24 protein-coding genes are annotated in these 26,590 nt (G+C 62.7%); 12 read left to right on the top strand and 12 right to left on the bottom strand.

The annotated features are described in order from the left end of the window. Positions 1-6: 6 nt before the first annotated feature. The 4 genes from ACWGXF_RS18045 to ACWGXF_RS18030 form a co-directional block, all read right to left on the bottom strand. Positions 7-495, bottom strand: a complete 489-nt coding sequence (locus ACWGXF_RS18045; RefSeq protein WP_081007644.1) for an A24 family peptidase — start codon at positions 493-495, stop codon at positions 7-9. Positions 496-507: 12 nt separating this feature from the next. Further along, positions 508-699 carry a Flp family type IVb pilin gene (locus ACWGXF_RS18040; protein WP_054073696.1) on the bottom strand — a complete coding sequence of 64 codons (192 nt, stop codon included), beginning with the start codon at positions 697-699 and terminating at the stop codon, positions 508-510. A 416-nt stretch (positions 700-1,115) separates the two neighbouring features. Beyond that, positions 1,116-1,430, bottom strand: a complete 315-nt coding sequence (locus ACWGXF_RS18035; RefSeq protein ID WP_034373920.1) for a helix-turn-helix domain-containing protein — start codon at positions 1,428-1,430, stop codon at positions 1,116-1,118. A gap of 202 nt (positions 1,431-1,632) precedes the next feature. Beyond that, positions 1,633-2,430 carry a YecA/YgfB family protein gene (locus ACWGXF_RS18030; protein ID WP_003076152.1) on the bottom strand — a complete coding sequence of 266 codons (798 nt, stop codon included), beginning with the start codon at positions 2,428-2,430 and terminating at the stop codon, positions 1,633-1,635. A gap of 194 nt (positions 2,431-2,624) precedes the next feature. Between ACWGXF_RS18030 and ACWGXF_RS18025 the strand changes: the two genes are divergently transcribed. Next, on the top strand, positions 2,625-4,373 hold the full coding sequence (locus ACWGXF_RS18025) for an FMN-binding glutamate synthase family protein (protein ID WP_039050196.1): 1,749 nt from the start codon (positions 2,625-2,627) through the stop codon (positions 4,371-4,373). A gap of 68 nt (positions 4,374-4,441) precedes the next feature. Next, complete coding sequence (locus ACWGXF_RS18020; protein WP_087865412.1) at positions 4,442-5,260, top strand: RIO1 family regulatory kinase/ATPase domain-containing protein; 819 nt, start codon at positions 4,442-4,444, stop codon at positions 5,258-5,260. A 115-nt stretch (positions 5,261-5,375) separates the two neighbouring features. On the opposite strand, the gene ACWGXF_RS18015 is transcribed toward ACWGXF_RS18020, so the two are convergent. Then, a complete protein-coding gene (locus ACWGXF_RS18015) occupies positions 5,376-6,692 on the bottom strand; it encodes a dicarboxylate/amino acid:cation symporter (protein WP_012840138.1) in 1,317 nt (438 codons plus the stop codon). 215 nt (positions 6,693-6,907) lie between these two features. Between ACWGXF_RS18015 and ACWGXF_RS18010 the strand changes: the two genes are divergently transcribed. The 4 genes from ACWGXF_RS18010 (at position 6,908) to ACWGXF_RS17995 (ending at position 11,254) form a co-directional block, all read left to right on the top strand. Continuing rightward, positions 6,908-9,571, top strand: a complete 2,664-nt coding sequence (locus ACWGXF_RS18010) for a hybrid sensor histidine kinase/response regulator (RefSeq protein ID WP_256628999.1) — start codon at positions 6,908-6,910, stop codon at positions 9,569-9,571. Positions 9,572-9,749: 178 nt separating this feature from the next. Beyond that, complete coding sequence (locus ACWGXF_RS18005; protein WP_256629001.1) at positions 9,750-10,286, top strand: DUF2867 domain-containing protein; 537 nt, start codon at positions 9,750-9,752, stop codon at positions 10,284-10,286. A 49-nt stretch (positions 10,287-10,335) separates the two neighbouring features. Continuing rightward, the gene (locus ACWGXF_RS18000) at positions 10,336-10,812 is read left to right on the top strand and encodes a hypothetical protein (protein ID WP_256629002.1); all 477 of its coding nucleotides are present in this window, start codon (positions 10,336-10,338) and stop codon (positions 10,810-10,812) included. 40 nt (positions 10,813-10,852) lie between these two features. Then, the gene (locus ACWGXF_RS17995) at positions 10,853-11,254 is read left to right on the top strand and encodes a GFA family protein (RefSeq protein ID WP_256629004.1); all 402 of its coding nucleotides are present in this window, start codon (positions 10,853-10,855) and stop codon (positions 11,252-11,254) included. A gap of 126 nt (positions 11,255-11,380) precedes the next feature. On the opposite strand, the gene ACWGXF_RS17990 is transcribed toward ACWGXF_RS17995, so the two are convergent. The 5 genes from ACWGXF_RS17990 to ACWGXF_RS17970 form a co-directional block, all read right to left on the bottom strand. Continuing rightward, a complete protein-coding gene (locus tag ACWGXF_RS17990) occupies positions 11,381-12,019 on the bottom strand; it encodes a response regulator (protein WP_003068280.1) in 639 nt (212 codons plus the stop codon). Positions 12,020-12,126: 107 nt separating this feature from the next. After that, positions 12,127-13,101 carry a Bug family tripartite tricarboxylate transporter substrate binding protein gene (locus ACWGXF_RS17985; protein ID WP_193752286.1) on the bottom strand — a complete coding sequence of 325 codons (975 nt, stop codon included), beginning with the start codon at positions 13,099-13,101 and terminating at the stop codon, positions 12,127-12,129. A 96-nt stretch (positions 13,102-13,197) separates the two neighbouring features. Continuing rightward, on the bottom strand, positions 13,198-13,464 hold the full coding sequence (locus ACWGXF_RS17980; RefSeq protein ID WP_003068276.1) for a DUF2783 domain-containing protein: 267 nt from the start codon (positions 13,462-13,464) through the stop codon (positions 13,198-13,200). A 166-nt stretch (positions 13,465-13,630) separates the two neighbouring features. Next, positions 13,631-15,301 (bottom strand): FAD-dependent oxidoreductase, encoded by a 1,671-nt coding sequence (locus tag ACWGXF_RS17975; protein ID WP_039050263.1) that lies wholly within the window; start codon positions 15,299-15,301, stop codon positions 13,631-13,633. Between the two features lie 254 nt (positions 15,302-15,555). Then, complete coding sequence (locus tag ACWGXF_RS17970; RefSeq protein WP_256629008.1) at positions 15,556-16,512, bottom strand: MBL fold metallo-hydrolase; 957 nt, start codon at positions 16,510-16,512, stop codon at positions 15,556-15,558. A gap of 147 nt (positions 16,513-16,659) precedes the next feature. Here ACWGXF_RS17970 and ACWGXF_RS17965 point away from each other — a divergent pair, with 147 nt between their 5' ends. After that, positions 16,660-17,487, top strand: coding sequence for an IclR family transcriptional regulator (locus ACWGXF_RS17965; RefSeq protein WP_012840147.1), 828 nt, complete (start codon positions 16,660-16,662; stop codon positions 17,485-17,487). A gap of 3 nt (positions 17,488-17,490) precedes the next feature. Here ACWGXF_RS17965 and ACWGXF_RS17960 read toward each other — a convergent pair whose 3' ends face one another. Further along, on the bottom strand, positions 17,491-18,333 hold the full coding sequence (locus ACWGXF_RS17960; protein ID WP_256629010.1) for an IclR family transcriptional regulator: 843 nt from the start codon (positions 18,331-18,333) through the stop codon (positions 17,491-17,493). 230 nt (positions 18,334-18,563) lie between these two features. On the opposite strand from ACWGXF_RS17960, the gene ACWGXF_RS17955 reads away from it, so the two are divergent. The 3 genes from ACWGXF_RS17955 (at position 18,564) to ACWGXF_RS17945 (ending at position 23,431) form a co-directional block, all read left to right on the top strand. Then, a complete protein-coding gene (locus tag ACWGXF_RS17955) occupies positions 18,564-19,550 on the top strand; it encodes a Bug family tripartite tricarboxylate transporter substrate binding protein (protein ID WP_256629011.1) in 987 nt (328 codons plus the stop codon). 103 nt (positions 19,551-19,653) lie between these two features. Then, positions 19,654-22,005 carry a cytochrome P450/oxidoreductase gene (locus ACWGXF_RS17950; RefSeq protein ID WP_256629013.1) on the top strand — a complete coding sequence of 784 codons (2,352 nt, stop codon included), beginning with the start codon at positions 19,654-19,656 and terminating at the stop codon, positions 22,003-22,005. 118 nt (positions 22,006-22,123) lie between these two features. After that, entirely contained in the window at positions 22,124-23,431 is a 1,308-nt protein-coding gene (locus ACWGXF_RS17945; protein WP_256629014.1) for a hypothetical protein, read from the top strand. Positions 23,432-23,459: 28 nt separating this feature from the next. On the opposite strand, the gene ACWGXF_RS17940 is transcribed toward ACWGXF_RS17945, so the two are convergent. After that, the gene (locus ACWGXF_RS17940) at positions 23,460-24,290 is read right to left on the bottom strand and encodes an urease accessory protein UreD (protein ID WP_012840152.1); all 831 of its coding nucleotides are present in this window, start codon (positions 24,288-24,290) and stop codon (positions 23,460-23,462) included. Between the two features lie 166 nt (positions 24,291-24,456). Between ACWGXF_RS17940 and ACWGXF_RS17935 the strand changes: the two genes are divergently transcribed. After that, positions 24,457-25,524 (top strand): tripartite tricarboxylate transporter substrate binding protein, encoded by a 1,068-nt coding sequence (locus ACWGXF_RS17935; RefSeq protein ID WP_229227759.1) that lies wholly within the window; start codon positions 24,457-24,459, stop codon positions 25,522-25,524. A 27-nt stretch (positions 25,525-25,551) separates the two neighbouring features. After that, entirely contained in the window at positions 25,552-26,541 is a 990-nt protein-coding gene (locus tag ACWGXF_RS17930) for a TauD/TfdA dioxygenase family protein (protein ID WP_054073684.1), read from the top strand. Positions 26,542-26,590: the final 49 nt, after the last annotated feature.

Genomic DNA, 26,590 nt, shown 5'->3' with positions numbered 1-26,590 from the left:
CATTTCCTATGTATTCAGTATCAGAACAATCACAGTTGCTAACGAAAGATAGGCAACATAAGGAATGAATCTTTTTTTCTTTTTTTGATAACCTTCACTAAAAATCATGGAAGGGATATATAAGTATTTCAAATTACTTCTAACTACTAGACCATGGATCACTGCAAAGCCGCAGCTCAAAGCCCATATTGGAAGCAATAGCTCCCAACCAACCCATGTGCCAAGTGCGGCAGCGAACTTCACATCCCCAGCCCCCATCAACCCAAAGAAATAAAAGATAAGAAATATAAAAAATACAGCGAAAAAACCAAAAACCCCATCAGTTAGATTAACTTTAAAAGGTTGAGCTTCAGGAATCAGAGAGAGTATAAAAATACCCAATCCAAAACCTGAAACGGTCAGCCAATTATTTACCTTTCGCCATCTAGCGTCAGAAACCGCAGCTACACACAGCCACAGCAAAAAGAGCAATCTCAAATAATCTCTCAACCCCATTTCTATTTGAGCTTATGACGCAGGAGCTTTTGTACCGACTTTTTCCAATGAGGTTGCTATTTTTTCAAAAACCACCTGCAGGTATTTCCCAATATCAGTTACAGCAGTTAAAAGTCCCACAGCAATCAACCCGGCGATCAGGCCATACTCAATCGCCGTTGCACCTTCTTCATCACGCCAGAATTTGATGATTTGGTCTTTCATGACTAGCTCCTTCAACAATCAGGTTTATAGATCGCTGTGGCTGTTTTCGACCACCGCGGAACCAATCTTACGAAGCCGGAAACATCTTGAAATATTTGAAATAGCTATCAACAACTATGCAACATAGTTCTCGGCAATTTCAATCAATGTGTAAGCAAGCACTCCCACAGAAAAAACCCAATAAAAACAAAGACTTCACAAGACACAGAGAAGCATCTGCAGTTTTTTTGACTCGTCCCTCACATATGTCTTCCGGTTCAATCTACGCAATCTTCATTTATTTCCTACAGATTAATAGATTTCGTCCTACATTCAATAATCGGGTTAACCCTTGATTTCAGATGAAAAACAAAAAGGCCTGCAGATAGCAGGCCTTTCTGAAACAAAAAAGATCGCTCAATAAAGTGATTCGGAAATCACTGCAGGGCTTTAATCAGTTTGAGAGCAATGTCCTGCAGCGGTGGCTGCAGTTTTCTATAGCAGTCGAGCAAGCGCTGCTCATCGCTGGGCAGCGATGCGGTCTCGGAATGCAGACCTGCCATCAATTCCAGCGCCGTGGTCTGCAGCGCGATGGCCAGTCTTGCCAGCGTGTCATTCTTGAGAGTGCGAATGGCTCCCGACTCGATCTGCGAGATGGCCGATGCAGTGACATCCGCCATCTGCGCCAGGCGTCCCTGGCTCAAACCCAGCGCCTGTCGCCGGGCGCGTATGCGTTCACCTAAATGCGTCATCTATCCCACTAACTCACACTGCACGCAAGTGCCTGCGCAAATATCGCGCGGCTTTTTGAGTACCCCAGCAACCGAGACGCTTTTATAGAAGGCCTTTGCAACGCCACTGTCCCTAACTCGGTGGCAGCAAGCAAAGACCGCCCTGCAGCGGTGCTGCCGCCCCTTGGGGGAAAGCGCAAAGCGCCTCAGGCGATGGCTCTGGTCAGGCTCCGTGGCACTTCTTGAACTTCTTGCCGCTACCGCAGGGGCAAGGGTCGTTACGGCCGGGCTGCTCGCCCTTGACGATGGTTTCCTGGCGTGGGCCCATGCTCTTCCACAGACGGTACAGGTCATACACGGCCCAGATGGCTTCGCCAAAGGCATCCACACGTTCCTGGCTGGTCGAGGCAGGGCCGGCTTCGTCGTACAGATTCAGAGCCGGCTCGTCCGTGTCGTCCTCGGTCAGGTTGACGATGAACTCCATGGCCGCGTCCAGCAACTGGGCTGCTTCCTTGTCGCGTGGCGCAGCCCATTCGTCGGCCCAGTTCTCCACCACGAACATGAAGCCCAGCGCCCACACTTGCGAGAACGAGGGAACTTCTTCGCCGGCCAGCTCGGCCTGCTCGGCTTCGGGCAGGATGGCGATGGCGCCACGCGTATCCAGCGCTTCGGGCTGGAAGGCTGCGTCGTCGGCCAGGGACTTGATGTCGGCATCCAGTTGCTCGCGCACTTCGGCCAGGCGCAGCTCGAACAGTTCCATGAAACGTGCCTGCTGGGCCTCGTCCTTGAAGACTTCCAGCTTGGGCAGCGGCTGGCCTTCGGCCACTTGCAGGGCTTCGCCATCGCCCAGCAGCATGGGCATGTATTCGGCAGCGGCAATGGGACGGCGTGTGCAGACCAGAGCGGTCAGGAAACCGTCACAGAATTCCCACTGGGGAATTTCGTCGCCGCGGGTGCGCAGCTCGTCGAGCAGCGCGTCCAGCTCTTCGAGCTGATCATTGCTCAGCGCGCCCTCGGGCATATCGGCGAGAGCCGCGTCTTCTGCGGCGGAGTTAGGTGCTTGTTCTTGCATAGGGAAAGGCTTTTATGATGGCCCGAACCATTTCATCACTATCGAAGTGCAGGGCCGGGCGATGGATCAAGGGGACAAAGCATCCAGGATGGATGCCCCCGTACAGGCTGAATTTTAGCGGGCCGCCATCAACACACCCTGCCATGGGAGTATCTGCAGTGCATCGCTTCTTCAATAGTCTGCCCCTGCGCTATGGCGCCCTCTTCATTTCCGCGCTCGTGCTGGGCATTTCGCTCTACACGCTGACCACGGCAGGCAAGGGGCTTGGGTGGTTGATTGCGTCTTTGCTGCTGGTGCTTCTCGGCATCTGGGATCTGCTGCAAAAGCAGCACGCCATACTGCGCAACTATCCCGTCATGGGGCATATGCGCTTCATCTTCGAATTCATACGCCCCGAGATTCGCCAGTACTTCATCGAAGGCGATACCGAGGCCCAGCCGTTCTCGCGTGCCCAGCGCTCGCTGGTCTATCAACGTGCCAAGGGCCAGGTCGACAACCGACCGTTCGGCACCCAGCTCGACGTGAGTCAGCAGGGCTATGAGTGGGTCAACCACTCCCTGCAACCCACCAAGCTCAGTTCGCATGACTTCCGCCTCTGGATTGGCGGCACGCAGGAGCAACCGGCCGAAGGGGTGGATCCCTGCACCCGCCCCTATCACGCCAGCGTCTTCAATATCTCGGCCATGAGCTTTGGCGCGCTGTCGGGCAACGCCATCCAGGCGCTGAACCAGGGCGCGAAGATGGGCGGCTTCATCCACGATACGGGCGAAGGCTCGATCAGCCAGTACCACCGCATGCATGGCGGCGATCTGATCTGGGAAGTGGCTTCGGGCTATTTCGGCTGCCGCAATGCGGACGGCACGTTCAGCGAAGAAAGATTCATCGCCAACGCCACCGATCCGCAGGTCAAGATGATAGAGATCAAGCTCAGCCAGGGCGCCAAACCCGGCCATGGCGGCATGCTTCCCGGAGCCAAGGTCACTCCCGAAATCGCAGCAGCACGTGGCATACCGGTTGGCGTGGACTGTATTTCGCCCTCCAGCCACAGCGCTTTCTCCACCCCTGTGGAGCTGATGCAGTTCATCGCCAGGCTGCGCCGTCTTTCCGGCGGCAAGCCCACGGGCTTCAAGTTCTGCGTCGGTCACCCCTGGGAATGGTTTGCCATGGTCAAGGCCATGCTGGAAACCAATATCACGCCCGACTTCATTGTCGTCGACGGTGCCGAAGGCGGCACGGGCGCAGCGCCTGTGGAGTTTGTCGACCATGTGGGCGTGCCGCTGCAGGAAGGCCTGCTGCTGGTGCACAACACCCTGCTGGGCGTGAACCTGCGCCAGCGCATCAAGATCGGTGCGGCAGGCAAGGTCATCACGGCCTTTGACATTGCCCGCATGATGGCCCTGGGTGCCGACTGGTGCAATTCGGGGCGTGGCTTCATGATGGCGCTGGGCTGCATTCAGGCCCAGAGCTGCCACACCGGCACCTGCCCCACGGGCGTCACGACGCAAGACACTGTGCGCCAGCAGGCGCTGGTCGTGCCCGACAAGGCCACGCGCGTCGCCAACTTCCACCGCAACACCCTGCATGCGCTGCAGGAGCTGGTTCAGGCCGCCGGCCTCAGGCATCCCAACGAGATCACGGCCCACCATATCGTGCGCCGGCTGGACGACACCCAGGTCAGCCTGCTGTCCAACCTGATACTGCGCGTGGAGCCAGGCTGCCTGCTCAAGAACCTGGAGCGCCAGCACAAGGTCTTCCAGAACTACTGGCCGCTGGCCACGGCACAGAGCTTTCAGCCCCTGCACGAGCCTGTGTTGCGCCCATCAGCTGCGGGCGGCGCCGACAACACGGCACAATCGCAAGCTTTTCCCCAGCGCAACGGTATCTGGACCTGAGAAGCCAGAGCCTCGCGCCCGACAGACCCCACGCCGTGCCATCTCAGGATATTTCCGCCCAAGAGCAGATGCCCTCCGCGCAAAACGCCATCGATTACCAGGCATTTCTGCGCGAGCATCTGGACCAGCCTCACAGCATCATGCGCTATGAACTCGCGCAGGAAACCCTTTGGGTCAAGCGCGCCAACCAAGGCAACCCGGCCCTCAACTACTGGCTGCTGAACACGCTGGCCAAGCTGTTCAGGGCCGCCGTGCTGCAGCCCGTGCCCAACCCCGGAGGGACCGAGTCCCTGCAAACCGAGGTGCGCCGCCTGCGCAGTTTCAAGGCCAAGGGGCTGCGCGTTCCGCAGGTGCTGGCCACGGACGACCAGGCCTTTGTGATGCGTCATCTGGGCCGCCCGGGCGAAGAAGCTCCATCGCTGAGCAATGCCATCGAAGATGCGATTGCCCGGGGCGCGCAGCCCACGCTGGAGCTCTGGCAAAAAGGCCTGGAGGCCATACAGCAGGCTCATGCCCGCGGCGAGGTGCTGAGTCAGGCCGTGGCGCGCAATATGGTGGTCTGCGCCGACGGGGTCATAGGCTTCATCGACTTTGAAGACGATCCTGCAGCCCATTTACCGCAAGCCGTCTGCATGGCGCGCGATGCGCTCAACTACGCCCAGTCCACAGCGCTGTTTCTGCAGCAGGCTGGTGCGCTGGAGCAGGCCCGGGAGACCTGGCAGCAATTTGTGCAGCAGCTTCCCGCCGAGGCCCGGCAGGTGCTGGAGCGCACCGTCAACAAACTGAGCTGGGTGCGCTTTCTGCCCCGCAGCAAGAGCCTGGGACGCGACACCCTGCGCGTGCTGGCGGCCCATGACTTGCTGACGGCCACCTCACACTCCGCCTGAATGCAATCAAATCAATAGCTATCAGCGCCTTCCCCGGCTGGGCTTAAAGCCTGAAATCCATGAAAAAAGCCCCGACCATCAGATCGGGGCTTTTTGGATTGAGGCCTGTGCGCGCTCAAGCGTGAGCGGACACCGCCTCGTTCTCTTCCTTGCCTGCCAGAGCAGCATCCAGCTTTTCGTAGTCCAGCGCGTTTTCCCACTTGGAGACCACCACGGTGGCGACGGCGTTACCGATGAAGTTGGTCAGCGAACGGCATTCGGACATGAAGCGGTCCACACCCAGAATCAGTGCCATGCCGGCCACGGGCACCTCGGGCACCACAGCCAGGGTCGCGGCCAGGGTGATGAAGCCAGCCCCCGTCACGCCCGCCGCGCCCTTGGACGACAGCATGGCAACCAGCAGCAGCGCGATCTGGTGGCCCAGGGTCAGATGGGTATCGGTGGCCTGGGCAATGAACAGCGCAGCCAGCGTCATATAGATATTGGTGCCGTCCAGGTTGAAGGAGTAGCCGGTAGGCACGACCAGACCGACGACGGACTTGCTGCAGCCGGCTTTTTCCATCTTGTGCATCAGCGAAGGCAGGGCCGACTCGGAAGACGATGTGCCCAGCACCAGCAGCAGCTCGTCCTTGAGGTACTTGATCAGCTTGAGCACGGAGAAGCCGCAAAAGCGCGCCACGGCACCCAAAATCACCAGCACGAACAGGGCCGAGGTGATGTAGAAGGTCAGCACCAGCTCGGCCAGGTTGACCAGCGAGCCCAGGCCGAACTTGCCGATGGTGAAGGCCATGGCGCCAAAGGCACCGATGGGAGCGAACTTCATCACGATGTTGACCAGCTTGAACACGGGCTTGGTCAGGGCTTCAAAGAAGTTCAGCACGGGCTTGCCGGCCTCGCCGACCATGGCCAGGGACACACCGAACAGCACGGCCACCAGCAGCACCTGCAAGATGTTGTCGCCCACGAACGGACTGATCAGCGTCTTGGGGATGATGTCCATCACGAAGCCGGTCAGCGTCATCTCGTGCGACTTGGCCACATAGCCCTTGACGGCCGTCTGGTCCAGATCGGCAGGGTTGATATGCATGCCGGCACCGGGTTGCATGACATTGGCCACGATCAGGCCCACGACCAGCGCCAGCGTGGAGAAGGTCAGGAAATACGCCATGGCCTTGCCGAACACACGGCCCACGGCGCTCAGGTGCGTCATGCTGGCAATGCCGGTGACGATGGTCAGGAAGATCACCGGTGCGATGATCATCTTGATGAGCTTGATGAAGGCATCGCCAAAGGGCTTCATGGCCTCGCCATAGGCGGGCTCGAAATGCCCCAGCAGCACGCCCACGATGATGGCGAACACCACCTGGAAGTAGAGCTGACGGTAGAACGGCAAGTGCTCGCGCGGAGCAGATTCTGTGGGCAGAGTGTGCACGCTGCATCTCCAAAATTGCGGGCGCACCACCGTGGTGCGCCGAATTGCTGCCGTTTGTACTCCCGCGCCCTTTTTGTGCCGATAACCCATTGGTATTAGGTCCGTACGCGCTCCCTTGGAGAGCATGCACCAACTTAGGGAAATCCCTAGGCCTCGAAATCCGCACTGAACCTGCTCCAGAGCCACACTGGACTCCTTGATCACCCACTCTCGTCATGCGTCTTGCGCGAAACCTTGCCCGAAACCGACTGTTTCTGACCCTTGTCATCGTGCTCAGCGGCATGCTGCTGAGCATGTGGGCCGCCAGTCGCGTCGCGCTGCAAACCTCTTTGCACGATGAAAGCGAAAGCGTGCAGCGCCAGCTCACGCTCTATGCCCAGGCCATGGTGCAGCGTGTGGACCGCTACCGCACCCTGCCCGAGGTGCTGGCGCTCGATGCCGAACTCAAGAGCGCGCTCAGCCACCCGCTCAGCGCCACCGAGGTGGACAGGCTCAACCACAAGCTGGAGCAGGCCAACGGCGCCAGCCGAGCTTCCACGCTGACCCTCATCGACAAAAGCGGCAAGGCCCTGGCCGCCAGCAACTGGCGCGACTCGCACAGCAATGTGGGCGAGGACTACAGCTTTCGCCCCTATGTGACCCAGGCGCTGAGCCAGGGCAGTGGCCGCTTCTACGGCATAGGCATGACCACGGGACTGCCCGGCTACTTTCTCTCCCAGGCCATTCATGATGATGACGGCTCGGTGCTTGGGCTCATCGCCATCAAGATCCTGTTTCAGGAGCTCGAAGGCGAGTGGAGCCAGTCGCCCGACATCGTCTTCGCCTCGGACGAGCATGGCGTGGTCTTTCTCTCCAACCGCGACGAATGGCGCTACCGCCTGCTGGAGCCGCTGTCCAGCAACGACCAGCAGGAGGTGCGAGACACCCATCAATACGCGGGCCAGGCCCTGATTCCGCTCGGCTACCGCACCAGCCGGCAGCCTGCGGGCATCGGCATGCTGGCCCATTTCAGCCAGCCTCCGCTGATCGACCCCATGCTCTGGCTGCGCATGGAACTCCCCGAAAGCCAATGGCAGCTGCATCTGCTGCACGACATCGTCCACAGCCAGACGGCCAGTCACTGGGCAGCAGTGGCCGCCGGCGGCCTATGGCTGGCCGCCTCGCTGCTGGTGCTCTACATACGCCAGCGCCAGCGCCTGGCGGCCCTGCGCCAGCGCAGTCGCAAGGAGCTGGAGACCGTGCTGCACCAGCATGCGCAGGAGCTGCGCACGGCCCAGGACGGCATTGTCCAGGCCGCCAAGCAGGCCGACACCGGACTCTCGCGCAGCCTGCAGCATCTGCCGCAAGGCGTGGTGGTGGTGGACCCGCAGCTACGGCTGGTGGCCTGGAACTCGCGCTATGTGGAGCTGTTCCGCTACCCGCCCGAGCTCATGCATGTGGGCCAGCCCATCGAGGCTCTGATACGTCACAACGCCAGGCGCGGCCTGCTGGGCAAGGGCGATGTGGAGCCTGCGATCCAGCGTCGGCTCCAGCATCTGCGCAGCGGCAGCCCCCATTTGCACGAAAGCGCCAAGGGCGACGGCACGGTGCTGGAGATTCGCGGCAACCCCCTGCCCGATGGCGGCTTTGTCACCAGCTATGCCGACATCACCAGCTACAAGAACACGGCGCGCGAGCTGCGCAATCTCGCCGATACGCTGGAAAAGCGCATTGCCGACCGCACCCGGGACCTGGCCCAGGCCAAGCAGGAGGCCGAGCGCGCCAACCGCTACAAGACCCGCTTTGTCGCCTCGGCCGTGCATGACCTGCTGCAGCCGCTGAATGCAGCGCGCATTTTCACCAGCCTGCTGCCCACCTATCTGCACGATGAGGCCGGCCGCCAACTGGCCCAGCGGGTGGACAAGGCACTGGCCTCTCAGGACGCCATCCTCACCAGCCTGCTCGACATCTCGCGCATGGAATCGGGCCAGCTCGAAGTCCGCGTGCGTGACTTCGCGCTCAGCTCCTTGCTGGAAGTGGTCCACAACAATTTTGCGCTGCAGGCCGAGAACGAAGGCCTGAGCCTGCACTGCATGCCCAGCCGGCTGATCGTGCGCAGCGACGAAGCCCTGCTGCGTCGCATACTGCAGAACTTTGTCTCCAACGCCATCCGCTATACGCGCAAGGGCCGTATCGTCGTGGGCTGTCGCCGCCAGGGCGACCAGGTGCGCATCGAGGTGCATGACCAGGGTCCTGGCATCCCCCAAAGCCTGCAAAAGGAAATCTTCGAAGAGTTCCGCCGCCTCGACGAAGGCCATGCCGACGACCGCGGCACCGGCCTGGGCCTGGCCATCGTGGAACGCCTGGGCAGATTGCTGGACCATGAGATCGGCCTGCGCTCCACCCTGGGCAAGGGCAGCGTCTTCTGGGTCAAGGTTCCACTGGGCCAGGCCGCTGCATTGACGCCGGTATCGCAGCAGCCTTCTCCCAGCGCCCGCGTGGACAGTCCGCTGCAGGGCGGCACAGTCTGGTATGTGGAGGACGATCCCGCCACCCGCGACGCCACCTGCGCCCTGCTCGAGCGCTGGGGCTGCGATGTGCCGCTGGCCGCCAACGCCCCCGAAGCCCTGGCCTATGCAGCGCCCGGCAATGCCCCGCAACTGGTGCTGCTCGATGTGCATCTGGGCCAGCTCTACGGCCCCGATATCTATGCCCAGCTCTGCGAGCGCTGGGGGCAGCAGCCTCCGGTCATCCTGCTGACCGCTGAAGGCGATAGCACCCTGCGCCGCCAGGCTGCCGAACGCGGTTGGGGCTTTCTGGCCAAGCCGGTCAGGCCGCCGGCGCTGCGGGCGCTGATGAGCCAGACCTTTTTGCGCGGACGAGAAGGCGGGAGCGCCTGAAAGCCAAAGTCACTTCCAGCTGCGGCGCTTCCAGTGCATTGCGCTATAGCTATGAATTCAGGAGCAAAAGCAATCTGCACGCCATGACTGTACAAGCCGAGTGGCGGATTCTTCGATATGCTGCATCAGCCTCTGCGGCTTTCAGGCACGCGGGCCGTTCAACCCTGACAGAGACAGCATGCACCATCATCCCGTTGAATCCGCCGTTCCGCCCGGCAGCCGCATCGCACAGCGATTGGCTGGGGCCAGCTTTCACGACTCCTGGAGCATCGTCTCGGACGCCACAGGTCTGTCTGCACTGGAGCACTTCATTCTTGCCGCGCGGAAAACGCCGCGCTGGATTGAAATCTGCATGCGTGCGCGCAATCTGGTCGGCGGTCTGGTGGGGCTCAAGAACCTGGGCAGCTTGTCGGCCCTGAAGCCCGGAAAACCAGCAGCCAGCTACGGCCCCGGCGATAGGGTCGGCATCTTCACGGTGTTCGGAAACACCTTTGATGAAGCCCTGATCGGCGACGACGACAAGCATCTGAAGGTCGTGCTCAGCATTCACCGCAAAAGCGACATCAGCTCCCTGGACACCGTCATCACCGTCACCACCGTCGTGCATGTCAAGAACGCACTGGGCCGCCTCTACATGCTGCCCGTCAAACCCATGCACAGGCTGATCGCTCCTGCCGTTCTGTCCTCCCTGGGAGGACGAACCCATGCTGCATGAGGAGACACACCTCTGCATGCCTGCTCTTCCCTAGACGGTTGCAGAAAACATGCGCGACTACGACAGCCTGGCTCATCGACACAGCAGCAAAGACATGTGCGTGGAAAAGCCCGTGTCACTCATTGCCAATCTGATCGGCTTTGCGCCTGCAGAGGAAGACTTGCACTATGCGCTGGGCTTTTATGCCGGAGACTGCGGCATTGACGACCGCCTGGCTGTGCGCTGCCGGATCGATCTCGCTCATTGGCCCGATGTGGTCAGCAGGCTGCGTCTGAAATCCCTGCATGAAGTATCGTGCGACGCCGACTGGCAAGAGGATTTCCTCTGGTTGATCGATGCGCAAGATGCCGAAGGCCCGCTCCAAGCCCATTGTCATCGCTTCATCAATGCGGCGAGACAGGTTTTTCAGGACGAGGTCGATCATTGCTGGGAGATCTTTTTCTCCCACGGCAGCGATATCAACGCATGGTGTGCGGTCTGGCGTAGCCAGGAGCATCTGAACTATCTAAGCTTCGATCAAGGCTGACATCCCGATGACAGCCCGTCTCAACACAGGGGGTCGCCAGATGCTGAAATCCTATCGTGCCAGCTGCCATTGCAGCCGGGTTCAGATTGAAGTCGGCCTGGACCTGAGCCAGCCCAGCTATCGCTGCAACTGCTCCATCTGCAGGCGCAGCCGGTTCTGGCCCGCCATCGCCAGCCCCGAAAATTTCCGCCTTATTACGGGTGAGAAGGAACTCACCCTCTATGTGTTTGGCTCGCAAAAGAACCAGCATTTCTTCTGCAGGCGCTGCGGCATCCGCGTCTTTGGCGTGGGCCACGACACGCCGATAGGCCAGATGTACGGCATCAATATCGGTTGCCTGGAAGAGCTGTCGGAGGAGGAGCTTTCGCGAATTCCCGTCACGTATGTCGATGGCATGCACGATCGCTGGGATGCGACGCCGGAGTTTTTCGCGCACTTGTAGCCATCGAACTGCGACGACAGTTTGCAGCGGCAAGCTGCACAGAAACGAGGTCAGAAAGGCCTCAATCCATAGCCAACAAAGCGCAGCAAGCTATCAAGACAGATGACTCTTGAGGCACCAGGGCAATCAAACCTCGTGATCGTTTTCCAGGCTCTTGACCAGCACTGCCGCCTGGGTGCGTGAATAGCATTCGAGCTTCTTGAGAATCGCCGTCACATGGACCTTGACGGTGTTCTCGGCCAGGCCCAGTTCGTGCGCGATCTGCTTGTTGAGCAGCCCGTCGGCAATGCACAGCAGCACGCGAAACTGCTGGGGCGTGAGCTGGGCCAGACGAGCAGCCAGGGCCGCATCGGCCTCCGAGCGCTCGGCCACCATGGAGGGAAAGCTGATATCCCCGCTCAGCACATCGTCAATGGCGGCACTCATATCGTCTGCAGCCGCAGACTTGGAGATAAAGCCTGCCGCCCCGAACTGCTGGGCGCGACGGATGATGCGAGGGTCGTCATTGGACGAGATGATGATCACCGGAACCTGCGCATATTCGCCGCGCAGATGCAGCAGGGACGAGAAGCCGCGCGCGCCGGGCATGGCCAGGTCCAGCAGCACCAGCTCGATTTCAGGATTCTCCTGCATCGCTGCGCCCAAGGTCTGGGCGCTGGCCGCCTCCACAATGCGAAATTGCGGAAAGCGGTCGTGCAGCACCTGGATCAACGCTGCGCGAAACAGCGGGTGATCGTCGGCAACGAGAAGAGTGGGCTCGGACATGGCCCGGAGTCTGCCACGGCTGGCACGGCGCTGCATCTGCAAAAACGCATATCCCGCAGCGCCCGGGCCTGTCCGTCACCCAGGCTGCGGCCCACTGAGTCCGGCTCTCAATCGAGCTTGATGTTGTTGGCCGTGATCACACGCCCCCATTTGCTGCGTTCGTTGCTGACGAATTTCTCCATCTGCTCGGAGCTGCCGGGCATGGGCTCGACCCCCATGGCTGCCAAACGGGCCTTGGTGCGCGTGTCGGCCAGCGCAAACTGCAGCGACTGGCTGAACTTCTTGACCACCTCGGCCGAGCTGCCCTTGGGCACGACGATGCCCTGCCAGGCATAGCCTTCGAAGCCCTTGAGGCCCTGCTCCTGCAAGGTGGCGACCTTGGGCAGCACATCGATGCGGGCCGGGCTGGCCACGCCTATGGCCTTGAGCTTTTTCTCGCCGAGGAAGGGAATGATGGTGGCGCTATCGGCCCACATGGCAGGTATCTGGCCGCCGATCACATCCTGCACTGCGGGCGCAGCACCGCGATAAGGAACATGGGTCATATTGCCCAGACCTGCTTCTTCGCGGAACAGCTCGCCAACCAGATGATGAGGGCTGCCCAGGCCGGCCGAGCCCCAGCTCACGCCGGTCTTCTGCTGCTTGGCCCAGGCGACAAACTCGCTCAGATTGCTGACCGGCACATCGTTGTTGACCACCAGCAACATGGGAAAGCGCACCAGCATGCCTACGGGCTTGAAGTCCTTTTCGGCGTTGTAGTTGAGCTTGCGGAACAGAAACGGATTGGCAGCCAGCGTGGCGAAGTCGGCCGTGAACATCAGGTTGCCGTAGTCATGCGAGCGCGCGCTGTACTCGGCCGCGATATTGGTTCCCGCACCGGGCTTGTTGTTGATGACGATGGGGCGCTCCAGATTGCGGCCCATGGCTTCGGCAATCACGCGGGCCACCACGTCGGAGCCCCCGCCTGCGGCGTAGCCTATGACCCATTCCAGGGGCTTTTCCTGCGCCATGGCGGCCGGCCCTGCAGCCCATGCCAGCGTCGAGCAGGCCAGTGCGGCCAGAAACTGTTTACGTTGCATCATCCTTGTCTCCTTGATTCATGGCCCCTTGAATAGATTTTGGTGACGGGGCCTTTAGGGGATGGCGCAGCTGCCGCCAGGCCGGCGGCTTGCTGCATCTCAAGCGGCAGCGTGTACCGGGGCAACCGGTGTCACGGCACCGCGCTCGGCCGGGTCCGCACCGGCAGGAGCGAATCCTGCGCTGGCGCGGGCCAGTTCGAGCGCATGCAGCAAGGTCTCTTGATGGCCGATGTGATTGGCCAGCAGCAGCACCAGGCGGGCATTGAGGGCGTGGCTTTGCGCGGTTTCCAGGCCCTGATGCGTGGCGATCAGGGCTTCATAGAAATCGTCGCAGGCCTGCAGATTCGGGTGAGTGGACAGCAGCATGGCAGTCTCCTAAAAAAGGGGGAATCTTCTGAGGGTGTTGCACTCCACCAGGGACAGCAAGCAAGGGCCTGGGCCGACCGCACCGCCCCGCAACGAGGCTGTCGTCGGTTGCCCGTATGCCCCCTCCCGCGTAGCAAGAGAGGACGCCTCAGGGGGAGCCTTCATTTCAACCGCCGGCGCGCTGCAGCGCGGCACGCACGGCAGCCTCGTCGGGACGGCGCCAGCGCGCGCAGACATGCTGATCGGGGCGCAGCAGATAGCTAGTGCCCGGTCGCGCATCCAGGCGCTGCGCGGCCAGACCCTGGGCATCCAGCAGATCGGCTTGCGCGGCCCCGGCATCGCCCTCGGCGGCAATGGAGAGATTGAGCACACCGGTCAGCTCGCGCGCCCAAGCCGGCGTGGGGCCGAAATGCAGCAGCGTGAAGTCCGGGCCCAGGGCGCGCAGCAGCCAGGTGGTCTGGCTGTTGCCGGGACGGCGCATGGGCGCATCGCTGAGCACGGCGCCGGGCAGTTGCGAGCCTGCGAAGACCTCGCTGTCCGGCGTGTTGAGCGAGGAATGATGCAGCGTGGCCGGCACCGACAGACGACCGCTGTTGACGATGCGACGCGCAAACTCATGCTCGCGCGCCAGCTCCAGCGCCGCATCGCGAAACAGGCGACTGATCTCGCTCTTGGGCGTGATGAAGTCGGTGGCGCGCGTGGAGTTGCGGATATTCTCGTCGGCCGCGTATTCGCGCTCGGCGCCGTAGCTCGCGATCAGCGCAGCATCGGCCTGACCGCGCAGCACGCGGTCGAGCTTCCAGGCCAGGTTCTCGGCATCCTGCACGCCGCTGTTGGCGCCGCGTGCGCCGAAGGGAGAGACGCCATGCGCGCTGTCGCCCGCGAAGACCACGCGGCCGTGGACGAAGCGGTCCATGCGCAGGCAGGCAAAGGTGTAGACGCTGGCCCATTCGAGCTCGAAGTGCGCGTCCTTGCCCAGCAATGCGCGGATGCGCGGCAGGATGTTTTCGGGCTTTTTCTCCTCCTCGGGATCGGCTTCCCAGCCCAGCTGGAAGTCGATGCGCCAGACATCGTCGGGCTGACGGTGCAGCAGCACGCTCTGGCCCGGATGGAACGGCGGATCGAACCAGAACCAGCGCTCGGTCGGGAAGTCCGCATGCATCTTCACATCGGCAATCAGAAAACGGTCGCGGAAGATGCGGCCATGGCTTTCCTGGCCCAGCAGGCCGCGCAAGGGAGAGCGCGAGCCGTCGCAGGCCAGCACCCACTGGGCATCGATCCGGTAATCGCCCTCGGGCGTTTCCACTGTCACCAGGGCACCGTCGTCGCGCGGCGCCAGCGCCGTGACCTTGTTGTGCCAGCGCAGATCGATCAGCGGCAGCTGCAGGGCGCGCTCGACCAGATAGGCTTCGGCGTAGTACTGCTGCAGATTGATGAAGGCCGGGCGCTCGTGGCCGGCTTCGGGCAGCAGGTCGAACTGGTAGAGCGACTGATCCCTGGCAAACACCTTGCCCAGATTCCAGGACACGCCCTTGTCCACCATGGGCTGGCCCACGCCCAGGCGGTCCCAGATCTCCAGCGTGCGCTTGGAAAAGCAGATGGCGCGCGAGCCCGTGGACAGCTTGCAGTCGTTGTCGAGCACCACCACCGGCTGGCCGCGCTGGGCCAGATCGATGGCCAGCGACAGGCCCACGGGCCCGGCGCCGACCACCACCACGGGGTGGCGAGCCGGCGCATCGGCATCCTGGTCCGCATGACGCCGATAAGGAATCTGGATGGACTGGATGTCGGCGGCGCTGCCGCGCAGGGCGTCAAGAGAAATGGCGGTGGTGGACATGGCGTTCATCGGTGCGCAAACCTTGAAAAGCGTGGATCTGTTTCTTGGGGCAAAAGCCGCCCCTCCGGCTCTTTGCGGCCGGATTCAAACTCTGTTTTTTTGATAGCTGCTACCGCTCGTCAGGCATTGAATTCAATGTTTTTTCCATTTGAATTCATTACAAATCAAGCGCAAGCAGCTCCTGTTTTAGATAGCTTCGCCGTAGACCGCCGCGCCTGCGCAAGAGACTGCCAGCCGGGCGGACCAGGAGGCGATCAGCCTTCCAGCGCCAGCCACATCTCGCGGTCGCGCTCGGCAGTCCAGATACGCGGGTCGACGTGGCCCGATGCCTCGTCATAGGCACGTGTCACGTCAAACGGCATGCAGTGGTTGAAGATCACCCAATGCCCGTATTTGGGCTGCAGCTTGGCAAAGGCTGCCTCGTAGACCTTGCGCAGGTCCTGGCGCGCATCGGCGCCGGCCTTGACCTCGGCCCACAGGTCGCTGATGAAGTTGCGCGTGCCCGCCAGGCCGGCCTGCACTTCGGCGGCGTTCTGCAGCGCTGCACCGCGGCCGGGCACCAGCTTTTCGGGCTTGAGGGCGGCAATCGCATCCAGCGTCTGCGGCCAGTCCTGGAAATAGGCGTCGCCGGCATAGGGTGTGGCATCGAACTCGACCAGATCGCCGCTGAACAGCACCTTCTCCTGTGGCAGCCAGACCACGGTATCGCCCTTGGTGTGGCCACGGCCCAGCTGCAGGATCTGCACCTCGAGCTTGCCCAGCCACAGCGTCATCTTGCCGGTGAAGGTCATGGTCGGCCAGGTCATGCCCTCGGGCACGCTCTCGACGTTCTGGAACAGGCGCGGAAAGCGGCCGATCTCGCTGGCCTTGTCCTGCTCGCCGCGCTCGACGATGAGGTCGTAGGTGTCCTGGCTGGCAATGATGTGCTCGGCGCCATAGGCCGAGGCACCCAGCACGCGCACCGCGTGGTAATGCGACAGCGTGACGTACTTGATGGGCTTGTCCGTGACCTCGCGGATGCGGCGGATCACGTCCTCGGCCATGACGGGTGTGGCCTGGGTGTCGATGACCATCACGGCGTCGTCGCCAATGATGATGCCGGTATTGGGGTCGCCTTCAGCCGTGTAGGCATAAGCATGTTCGGAGAGCTTGTCGAAGCTCACCTTCTTGACTTCAAGGTCGGCGGCGGAGGCAAAGGTCTTGGTGCTCATCGTTGCAATCTCTTTGTTTTAAACAAATGCATTCAGCTTTATCGAATTTCTGAATGCTAGATATAAATTCAACATTGCACAATCGATTTGTCATAGTGAAAAACCCTTGAGACTTTCCAGCCGCTTTTCCACCGTCACAATGCCGTCATGCCTCATGCCAACTCTTCTTCGACCGACGCCCGTTTGATGCTTGAATCCAGTGACGACGAACCCGCGCGCGCACCGCGCGGCATACAGAGCGTGGAAGTCGGCGGCCAGTTGCTCAAGGTGCTGGCGCGCACGGGCCGGCGCATGGCGCTCAAGGATCTGGCACGCGAGGCGGAGATGACGGCAGCCAAGGCCCACCCCTATCTGGTGAGTTTTTGCAAGCTGGGCCTGATGGAGCAGGATCGCGTCAGCGGCCATTACGGCCTGGGGCCGCTGGCCATTCAGATGGGGCTCATCAGCCTGCAGCAGGCAGATCCCGTGCGCATGGCGATTGCCGAGCTGCCCGCCCTGGCGCAAGAGGTGGGCTACACCGTGTCGGTTTCCATGTGGAGCGGCCAGGGGCCGACCATCATCCGCGTCGAGGAAGGCCCGACCCATGTCTATGTGGCCATGCGCCACGGCACGCCGGCCTCCTTGCGCCATACCGCCACGGGCAAGATTTTTGCGGCTTTCGGCGACCCGGCCCGTATCGCACCGCTGCTGCAGGCCGAAGGCCACAGCCTGGACGAACCGGCGTTTGCCAAGGAGCTGGACGCCATCCGCCGCAACCACCTGAGCGTGGTCGAGAACCAGTTGCTGTCGGGCGTAAGCGCGCTGGCGGTGCCGGTGTTCGACGGCTTCGGCCAATTGGTGCTGGCGATTGCCGCCATCGGCCCTTCGGTCACGCTGACGCTGGACCCCGCTGGTCTGCCGGCACAGAAACTGCAGGCCCAGGCCCGTCAGCTATCCCTGCGCCTCGGAGCCCCGGCTGTGCTGACCGGGGCCTGAGACCTAGGCCCGGTAGCCCAGCGAAGCGCTGATACTGCGCGCCTCTTCGCATACAGCCTGGGCAATGCGGCCCTGCGGATCGGGGTCGAAGCCGCCGCTGGCCCCGAGCGCGCAGAGCACGGCCACCACATGACCGTTGTAGTCGAGCAAGGGCGCCGCAACGGCGCTGATGCCAGGCAGATTCAGGTCCCGGATCGCCGCACAGCCGGCTGCGCGAATCTCACTGCGCAGTTGCTCCAGAGGCTTGCTCGCATGCAGCAGACGGCGATGCTCGGGGCTGGCTGCCTCCAGCTCGCGCGCCAACAGCGCCTCGACCTCGGGCTGCGGCTCCATGAAGGCAAAAAAGGCCCGCCCCGTGGCCGACCACAGCATGGACATGACCGAACCCACACGTACATTGACGGTAATGGGCAGGCTGGGCTCTTCAAAGCGCACGATGGTGGGGCCCATATTGCCCATGACCGCGACAAAACTCGTGACCTGCAAGGACTCGCGCAGATGCTGCAGGGCCGGCTCGGACATGCGCACAGGATCGTTCTGGCGCATCGCAGCCAGGCCGATATGGATGGCCTCGCGTCCGAGCGCGTACTGGGTGCCGCCACGATCCTGCTCCACCAGGCCCTCGGCCATGAGGCTGGCCAGATAGCGATGCACCTTGGCCGGACTTTCATCGACGGCAGCGCCGATGGCCGTGAGACTGGCGCGCCCGCCCAGCCCGGCCAGTGCCTTGAGCACGGCCAGACAGGTCTCTGCTGCCTGCACACGCTGGCGACGTTGATCCGGCTCTTGCCGGGCATTCTGCGACGCCACTCTTGCTGCGGAGCTGGCTGCTTGCCGCTTCGCCATCGCCAAAGTCTTCTTCTCGATTTTCATAGCTGGTTGCGCCTGTCTCATAAGCCGTTGAAGACATTTTCACGCATGTCTCGTGCTGGCTCTCGGGTAATCCCTTGAAGCATATTTACGCAATGCGTATAAAAATTACGCAAAACAATTTCCGTATTAAAGCGGAATCGCAGGCGGAGTGAAGCTTGGTTAACCCGCAGGCAAACAACACCACAGCCCAGGAGACACCCTCAATGAAAAAACGCCTCTTCACCGCCTCGGTTCTGGCCACCAGCATGCTCTGGCTGGCCGCAGCCCCAGGCACCGCCGCGGCCCAGGACAAGTACCCGAGCAAGAGCGTGCGCTGGATCGTTCCCTATGCCGCAGGCGGCGGCTCGGACTTCCTGGCCCGCACCATAGGCCAGGCCTGGGGCGCCCAGGCCCATCAACCCATCGTCGTGGACAACCGCCCGGGCGGCAACACGGCCATAGGCGCCTCGGAGACCGCGCGCGCACCGGCTGACGGCTATACCGTGCTGTCGGCCGACAACGGCACGCTGATCTTCAACCCGGTGCTCTACAAGAGCCTGAGCTACAACCCCGGCAAGGATCTGACGCCCGTCACGCTCATGGGCCGCTTTCCCATGATTCTGGTGGCCGGCCCCGCCGAGAAGGCCAAGACCGCCAAGGAGTTCATTGCCGCCGCCAAGGCCAGCGCCGAGGGCGTGAACTACGGCTCCGCCGGTGCGGGCAGCCCCCATCACCTGGCCATGGAGCTGCTGAAGTCCGAGGCCGGCCTCAAGCTCGCCCATGCGCCCTATCGCGGTGCGGCTCCGGCGCTGGCCGATGTGGCAGGCGGTCAGATTCCCGTGATGATGGTGGACCTGGCCGCCGGCGCCGGCTTCATCAAGGGTGGCAAGGTGCGTCCGCTGGCCGTGGCCAATGCCACGCGCCTGCCCCAGCTGCCCGATGTGCCCACCTTTGCCGAGCTGGGCCTGCCTGGCGTGCAGGCTGCGGCCCTGGTCGGCATGGTGGCTCCGGCCAAGACACCGGCCAATGTCGTCACGGCGCTGAACAAGCAGGTGGTCGCCGCCATCAACGAGCCTGCCGTCAAGCAAAAGCTCATCGACTTTGGCGTGGAGCCGGTGGGCAACACGCCCGAGCAGTTCCAGACACTGATCCACAGCGAAAGCGCACGCTGGCAAAAGCTGATCAAGGATCTGAACATCACGCTGGACTGATTGCCCCGCTGATCCATGCCGCAGAGGCTGGCGGCAGGCCGCCTCTGCGCTCTCGTCCGATGGCGCAAGCCATCTCCTGCCTCTTTGCGTTTGCGAGCGAGCCATGACCGTTTCCACCCCCAGCCGTTGCCCCATCGATCACAGCCAGTTCGGCAAGCCCACCGGCCAGAGCGGCCCTACGGGCTGCCCCATCAGCCACGGGGCTGCCGGCTTCGATCCCTTTGCCGACGGCTACCAGCAGGACCCGCCCGAGTATGTGCGCTGGGCACGCGAACAGGAGCCCGTGTTCTACAGCCCGCAGCTGGGCTACTGGGTGGTCACGCGCTTCGACGACATCAAGGCCATCTTCCGCGACAACCTGACCTTCAGCCCCTCGATCGCGCTGGAGAAGATCACGCCCACAGGCGATGAAGCCAATGCCGTGCTCGCCAGCTACGGCTTTGCGCTGAACCGCACTCTGGTCAACGAGGACGAGCCCGCCCACATGCCGCGCCGCCGCGCGCTGATGCAGCCCTTCACGCCCGAAGAGCTCAAGCACCACGAGCCCATGGTGCGCCGGCTGGCCCGCGAATATGTGGACCGTTTCATCGACGACGGCCGCGCCGATCTCGTCGACCAAATGTTGTGGGAAGTGCCGCTGACGGTGGCCATGCATTTCCTGGGCGTGCCCGCAGACGATATGGACACGCTGCGCCAGTACAGCATTGCCCACACCGTCAACACCTGGGGGCGCCCCCGGGCCGAGGAGCAGGTGGCCGTGGCCCATGCCGTGGGCAATTTCTGGCAGCACGCGGGCCGGATTCTCGACAAGATGCGCGCCGACCCCGATGCCGAAGGCTGGATGCAATACGGCATTCGCAAGCAGAAGGAACTGCCCGATGTCGTCACCGACTCCTATCTGCACTCGATGATGATGGCCGGCCTGGTCGCCGCCCACGAGACCACGGCCAACGCCACGGCCAATGCCGTCAAGCTGCTGCTGCAGCACCCCAAGGTCTGGCAGGAGATCTGCGCCGACCCCTCGCTGATCCCCAATGCCGTGGAGGAATGCCTGCGCCACAACGGCTCAGTAGCCGCCTGGCGGCGCCTGGCCACCAAGGATGTGGTGATCGGCGGCCAGGCCATTCCGGCCGGCAGCAAGCTGCTCATCGTCACCTCTTCGGCCAACCACGACGAGCAGCATTTTGTCGATGCCGACCTGTTCGACATCCACCGCGACAATGCCAGCGATCACCTGACCTTCGGCTACGGCTCCCACCAGTGCATGGGCAAGAATCTGGCCCGCATGGAAATGCAGATCTTCCTTGAAGAGTTCACGCGCCGCCTGCCCCATATGCAGCTGGCTGAGCAACGCTTCACCTATGTGCCCAACACCTCGTTCCGCGGCCCCGAACATCTGTGGGTTCAATGGGATGTGAGCCGCAACCCCGAGCGCGCCAACCCCGCCGTGCTGGCCGAACAACAGCCGGTGCGCATCGGCGAATCCTCGCAAGGCGGCGTCAGCCGCAGCATGCTGGTGGACAGCACCGAGCTGATTGCGCAGGACGTGCTGCGCGTGCGCCTCAAGGCGCCCGACGGACGCGAGCTGCCACGCTGGACCCCGGGCTCGCATATCGACCTGCACTGCGGCGACACCGGCATCTCGCGCCAGTACTCGCTATGCGGCGATCCGCAGCAAGCCGATACCTACGAGATCGCCGTGCTGCGCGAGGAGCACAGCCGTGGCGGTTCGGCCTGGATACATGGGGCACTGCAGGCCGGCATGAAGGTGCAGATGCGCGGCCCGCGCAACCACTTCAGGCTCGACGAAGGCGCGCAGCAGCTGATTCTCGTCGCCGGCGGCATAGGTATCACGCCGGTTGCGGCCATGGCGGCTCGCGCCCAGGCTTTGGGCATCCCCTATGAAATCCACTACAGCTGCAGCCAGCGCGAGCGCATGGCGCTCCTGGATGCATTGCAGGCACGGCATGGCGAGGGTCTGCAGATCTATGTGGGCGCGGAAGGCCGGCGTGCCGATTACGCGGCACTGCTGGCCGAGGTCAGGCCCGGCGCACAGATCTATGCCTGCGGTCCGCAGCGCATGCTCGACGGGCTGGCCCAGGCCAGCCAGCACTGGCCCGAGGACAGTCTGCGCGTGGAACATTTCTCCAGCACCCTGGGAGCGCTGGACCCGGGCAAGGAGCACGGCTTCGAAGTCGAGCTGCGCGAATCCGGCATCACGCTGCAGGTGCGCAACGATGAAACCCTGCTCGATGCGCTGCGCGGCGCCAATATCGATATCGAGTGCGACTGCCGCGAAGGCCTGTGCGGCTCCTGCGAGGTGCCGGTGCTCGAAGGCGATATCGATCATCGCGACATGGTGCTGACCCGTGCCGAGCGCGCAGCCTGTACCAAGATGATGAGCTGCTGCTCGCGCGCCAGGACGCAGGAGTCCAGAATCGTTCTGGCGCTGTAGTGTCCCCGGCGGGCAGCCCCGGGCAGGTAGCCCCAGGGGGGGTAGCCCCGGGCGGGCAGCCCCAGGCGAGCTGCTGTAGCCAGGCCATGCATGGCTTCTGCCTAGAATCACTGCCCATATGGGCCTGTTGCAAATACTGCTGATTCTTGTGTGGGCGCCGACTGCAGCGCTCATCGCCTTCATGGCCACCACCTGGCTGAGCCATGGCGCGCAAGCCATCTGGAGCGCCATGACTGGCACTCGCGCTGACGAGCGTTCGACCTGGCCGCTGGTGCTCGGCGGCGTCGCGGCCCTGGCGGGCATGGTGGGGGCAGTCATCACTTTCCCGAATCAGGCCGTCATGCGCCATGCGTTCGACAAGCTGCTGGGCTATGGCTCGACACGCGTGGAGATCACACTGCGCCAGGACGATGCCGCCACACGCCAGGCCTTGCTGGAGACGCTGAGCTCCTTCATGGAGATGGGCGGACGCGAGATCCGCTATCGGGTCTCCACCCGCCATGGCAGCTACACCGAAACCGACGAAGTGCCCAGCTACTACCGCTTTGCGGACGGGCGCCTGGAGATCGCAACAGGCGGCATCGTCAGCAGCGACAGACTGTCCGCGATGCAGCCCGGCTTCAAGGCACTGGCGCAATTTCCCACGGTCGACTCCATCGACGCCAGCGTGGCGGCCACCGTAAACCTGGACAAGGCACGGATCGCCGTGGAGATACTGCCGCGCACGGCCATGCTGGTCCACCGCGACGCAGCCAAGGACTGGTCAAGCGTACTGCGTCCCGCCGCCCTGGCCCGTTGCCATCTGGAGGTGCAGGCGCTGTTCTCCACGGATGCCTTCAGGCTGCTCATGTTCGCGGGCCTGGCCCCGGGCACGGTCGAGATCCATGCTGGCCCCGATACCGCCCTGCGCGACACGCAGTACCAACTGGTCGGCATGGGCCTGGTGCCGGGCAGCAACGGACGCAGCGTCAAGGAGCTGGAAACCGATGCTACCCGCATCTATGGCGTGCTGAGGCTGTTGCCGCCGGGCCTGAATCCCGATGTCATGGACTGCGATACCGCCCTGGGACGCATGAGCGACCCGGCCCTGGTGGCAGCCGCCATGCTGTCCACATTTCCCGGCCTGGAAGGACGCGTGAATGACATAGAGATCACGCCTTCAGCCTCCTTCTCGCCCTGGCACAACCGGGGCTGGACGGCCGTGCCGCCCGGCACACGCTCGCAAGGCGGAACGCGAGCCGAAGCAGGTACGCACGCCTGCACCCTGGAGCAGAACCGCCACACGCGCACCCTGATATCCATGGTCGAGGAGCATTGCACGGAACGCGAGCCGCAAAACGCCGGTGCCGCCTGCCCCCAACTGCGCGAACGCCTGAACTGGACCGGGGCCGAGCTGGCCCGATGCAGAAAACAGTTGCTGCGCTGAAACGGCGCCGAGGCCCGCGCAACAGCGATCACATGGACCAGATTCTCGGCGTGCCTCCCTGCAGGCTCCAGAGTTCTTTTCTCCAAAAACTCCACACGGTTTTCCACAGCATCATCACAGGCTCCACCACAGGTGATGCACAGCGCAGAACCAGCATGTTTTCATTGGGAGCGGTGACACCGCTCAACACCGCAGGAGCGGCCTTGGCAAGCAGCTCCTGCGTGCCTTCCAGCAAGGCTTCGCGCTGATGGCGCGCCATGGCTGAGCCGCTGGCAAAGATCAGACTGCCCAGACAGCGATGCCCGGCCAGCCCCAGATCGCCGTTGAGCAGCAGTTCGTCCTGTGCATCAATCACGCCGCGCTCCAGAAAACGGCCCGGCCATTCGATGTGCTGCTCGAACCTGCCGCAGGTATAGGGTTGGTCCGCCAGCGGCAGGCCCAGCGCCGTCACATCCCAGGTCAGCAGTTGCGCGTCTTCGGCGAGGTCGAACTCCAGCTGGTTGACAGCATCGCAGGCGTTGTAGGCAATCGCCTCCAGCGGCAGCCACTCCAGCCTCGCACCGGGGTCCAGACGCAACCGGGTGCGTTGCATGGCCTGCTGCCCGTTGCTTTTGTAAAAGCGCGTGGCACCGGGCGTGGTGACCAGCGCATGCGCACCTTCTGCGACATGGACATCAATGTCCAGCACATCGCCGCCCACCAGCCCGCCCGGTGGGTGCACCAGCACGTTGTGGCAGATGGCAGGACCTTCGGGATACAGACTTTTGAGGATGCGCAGCGGACCATCGTGCGTGAAATGCACCGAGGTCTTGCCGGCCTGCAGGGAATAGTTCAGCGCCAGTTGCGCATGCCAGGTCATTGTCTTTCTCGCCTCTTCAAGCAGGCCTGCCGCTCAGGCCCGGGTAGCTCAGCTCTTTTGCTTACTAACTCATGAAAATTCATTCGTTGTTGTATCGCAGCAGCGCTTCTACAGTCTCTCGCACGCCAGCTTGTCAAGCATATGGCGATTGATTTCAGGAGCATTCATGTCGGTCGCTACCGTAACGCATTCCCGCCTGCATCGCACTCTGGCCCCGTGGCTGACATCGATGGCAGTGCTGTGCTGCACGCTGGCAACTGGCCCTGCTGCCGCGCAAGCCGGCGGCGCAGCGGCACAGGCCTGGAAGCCCAGCAAGTCCACGGAATTCATTGTCCCCAGCGGAGCCGGCGCGGCGCTGGATCAGGCGGCCCGCAAGCTCACCGAGCTGCTGGCACGCGATGGCCATGCACCGCAGTTCGTGGTCAGCAACAAGTCCGGCGCGCATGCGATCGCCGCGCTGGAAAGCCTGCACCGCCACCCTGGCGACGCCCATACGCTGATGACGCTGAGCACCAGCTACGGCAACAGCCTGGCGCAGAATGCCCTGCCCGCACACCTTCAGAAAGGCACGCCGCTGGTGACCTTGCTGCGCGAGTTCACCACCGTGGTCGTGCGTGCGGATTCGCCGCTGCGCAATGCCCAGGACCTGATCGCCCAGCTGCGCAAGGACCCCGAGAAATACTCCATCGGCATCGCCACCACGCTGGGCAATCACATCCATCTGGGCGTGGCCCAGCCCTTGCAGCAGGGCGGCGTGAATATCCAGAAGCTGCGCATCGTCCCCTACAAATCCTCCGCCGAATCCATGGTGGCGCTGGCAGGCGGCCATCTCGATGTGGTTTCGGCCACCACGCCGAACCTGCTGCCCTATCTGCAGTCGGGCCGCGTGCGCGTGCTGGCGATTGCCGCCGACAAGCGGCTTGAAGGCGTGTTCGCTCAGTCGCCCACCTGGAAGGAGCAGGGCATCGACTATGTCAGCGATTCGTTTCAGGGCGTGATGACGGCACCCGGTGCCAGCACCGCGCAACAGGCGTATTGGGTGAATGCGCTGCGCAAGGTTTCCGAAACCCGGGAATGGAAGGAGTTTGTGGCGCTGAACCAGTGGGAGCCCATCTTCCTCGGCCCGCAGGACACGGCTCGCGCACTGCATGCCCAGGTCGAACGCAGCCATGCTCTGCTGAACGAACTCGGCCTGCTGCCGCCCAGCGCCTCCCGTATTGCCCAGGCGCGTTGAAGCCCCGCTTTCATCAGGAAAAATCCCATGAACATGCCCCTGCCCCACGCTCCGCTGCAGCATCTGGACGAACGCCTGAGCTCCGCAAGCAACATCACTCCGCATATCCGCGTCACGCCGCAGTCGGCGCATATCGGAGCGCTGATCAGCGGCGTCAATCTGAAGCAGGCCTTGAGTGCCGCCGAAGTGCACACCATCCGCTCGGCATTGCTGCGCTGGAAGGTGATCTTCTTTCGCGACCAGCACCTCAGCCACGAGCAGCAGATCGCCTTTTCGCGCCAGTTTGGTGAGCTCACGCCCGGCCACCCCGTCTTCGGTCATGTCGAAGGCTTTCCCGAGCTGTATTCGATTGCCAAGCACCGCAAGGCCAACCGCCACAGCGGCCAGGCCGAACAGCGCCCCTGGACCGGCTGGCATGCCGATGTGACGGCAGCCCACAACCCGCCTGCCGCATCGATTCTGCGCGGTGTGACGATTCCGCCCTATGGCGGCGACACGCAATGGACCAATCTGGCAGCTGCCTACGAAGCGCTCTCCAGACCGCTTCAGGCCTTTTTGCAGGGCCTGCGTGGCGAGCACCGCTTCAGCGCCCCACAGGGAGCCACCGCATCGCAGGAATATCTGGATCTGGTGCGCGACAACACCCTGATCAGCGAACACCCGCTGGTCACGATCCATCCCGAGACCGGCGAGAAGGTGCTCTACATCAGCCCCGGCTTTCTCAAGTCCATCGTGGAACTCAATACTCGCGAATCGCGCGTGCTGCTGGAGCTGCTCTGGGAGCACGCCGTCAGCAGCGAGTTCACCGTGCGCTTCAAGTGGGAACCCGGCTCGCTGGCCTTCTGGGACAACCGCTCCACGGCCCATGTGGCACCACAAGATATCTTTGCACTGGAGTTCGATCGCCAGCTCTACCGCACCACGCTGGTGGGCGAAGTCCCCCTGGGCGCGGACGGCCGCGCCAGCACTGCCATACAGGGCAATCCGGTGCTGGCCGCGCACGGCGCAGCGTATTGACGAAATGAGTTGTCCTCCGGGCATGGCCTGAGGCTTTGAGGTGCCGCTT

The organism is Comamonas sp. HJ-2 (assembly GCF_053615495.1).
The sequence above is the reverse complement of the archived record's forward strand: the minus strand, read 5'-3'. Positions and strand labels throughout refer to the sequence as shown.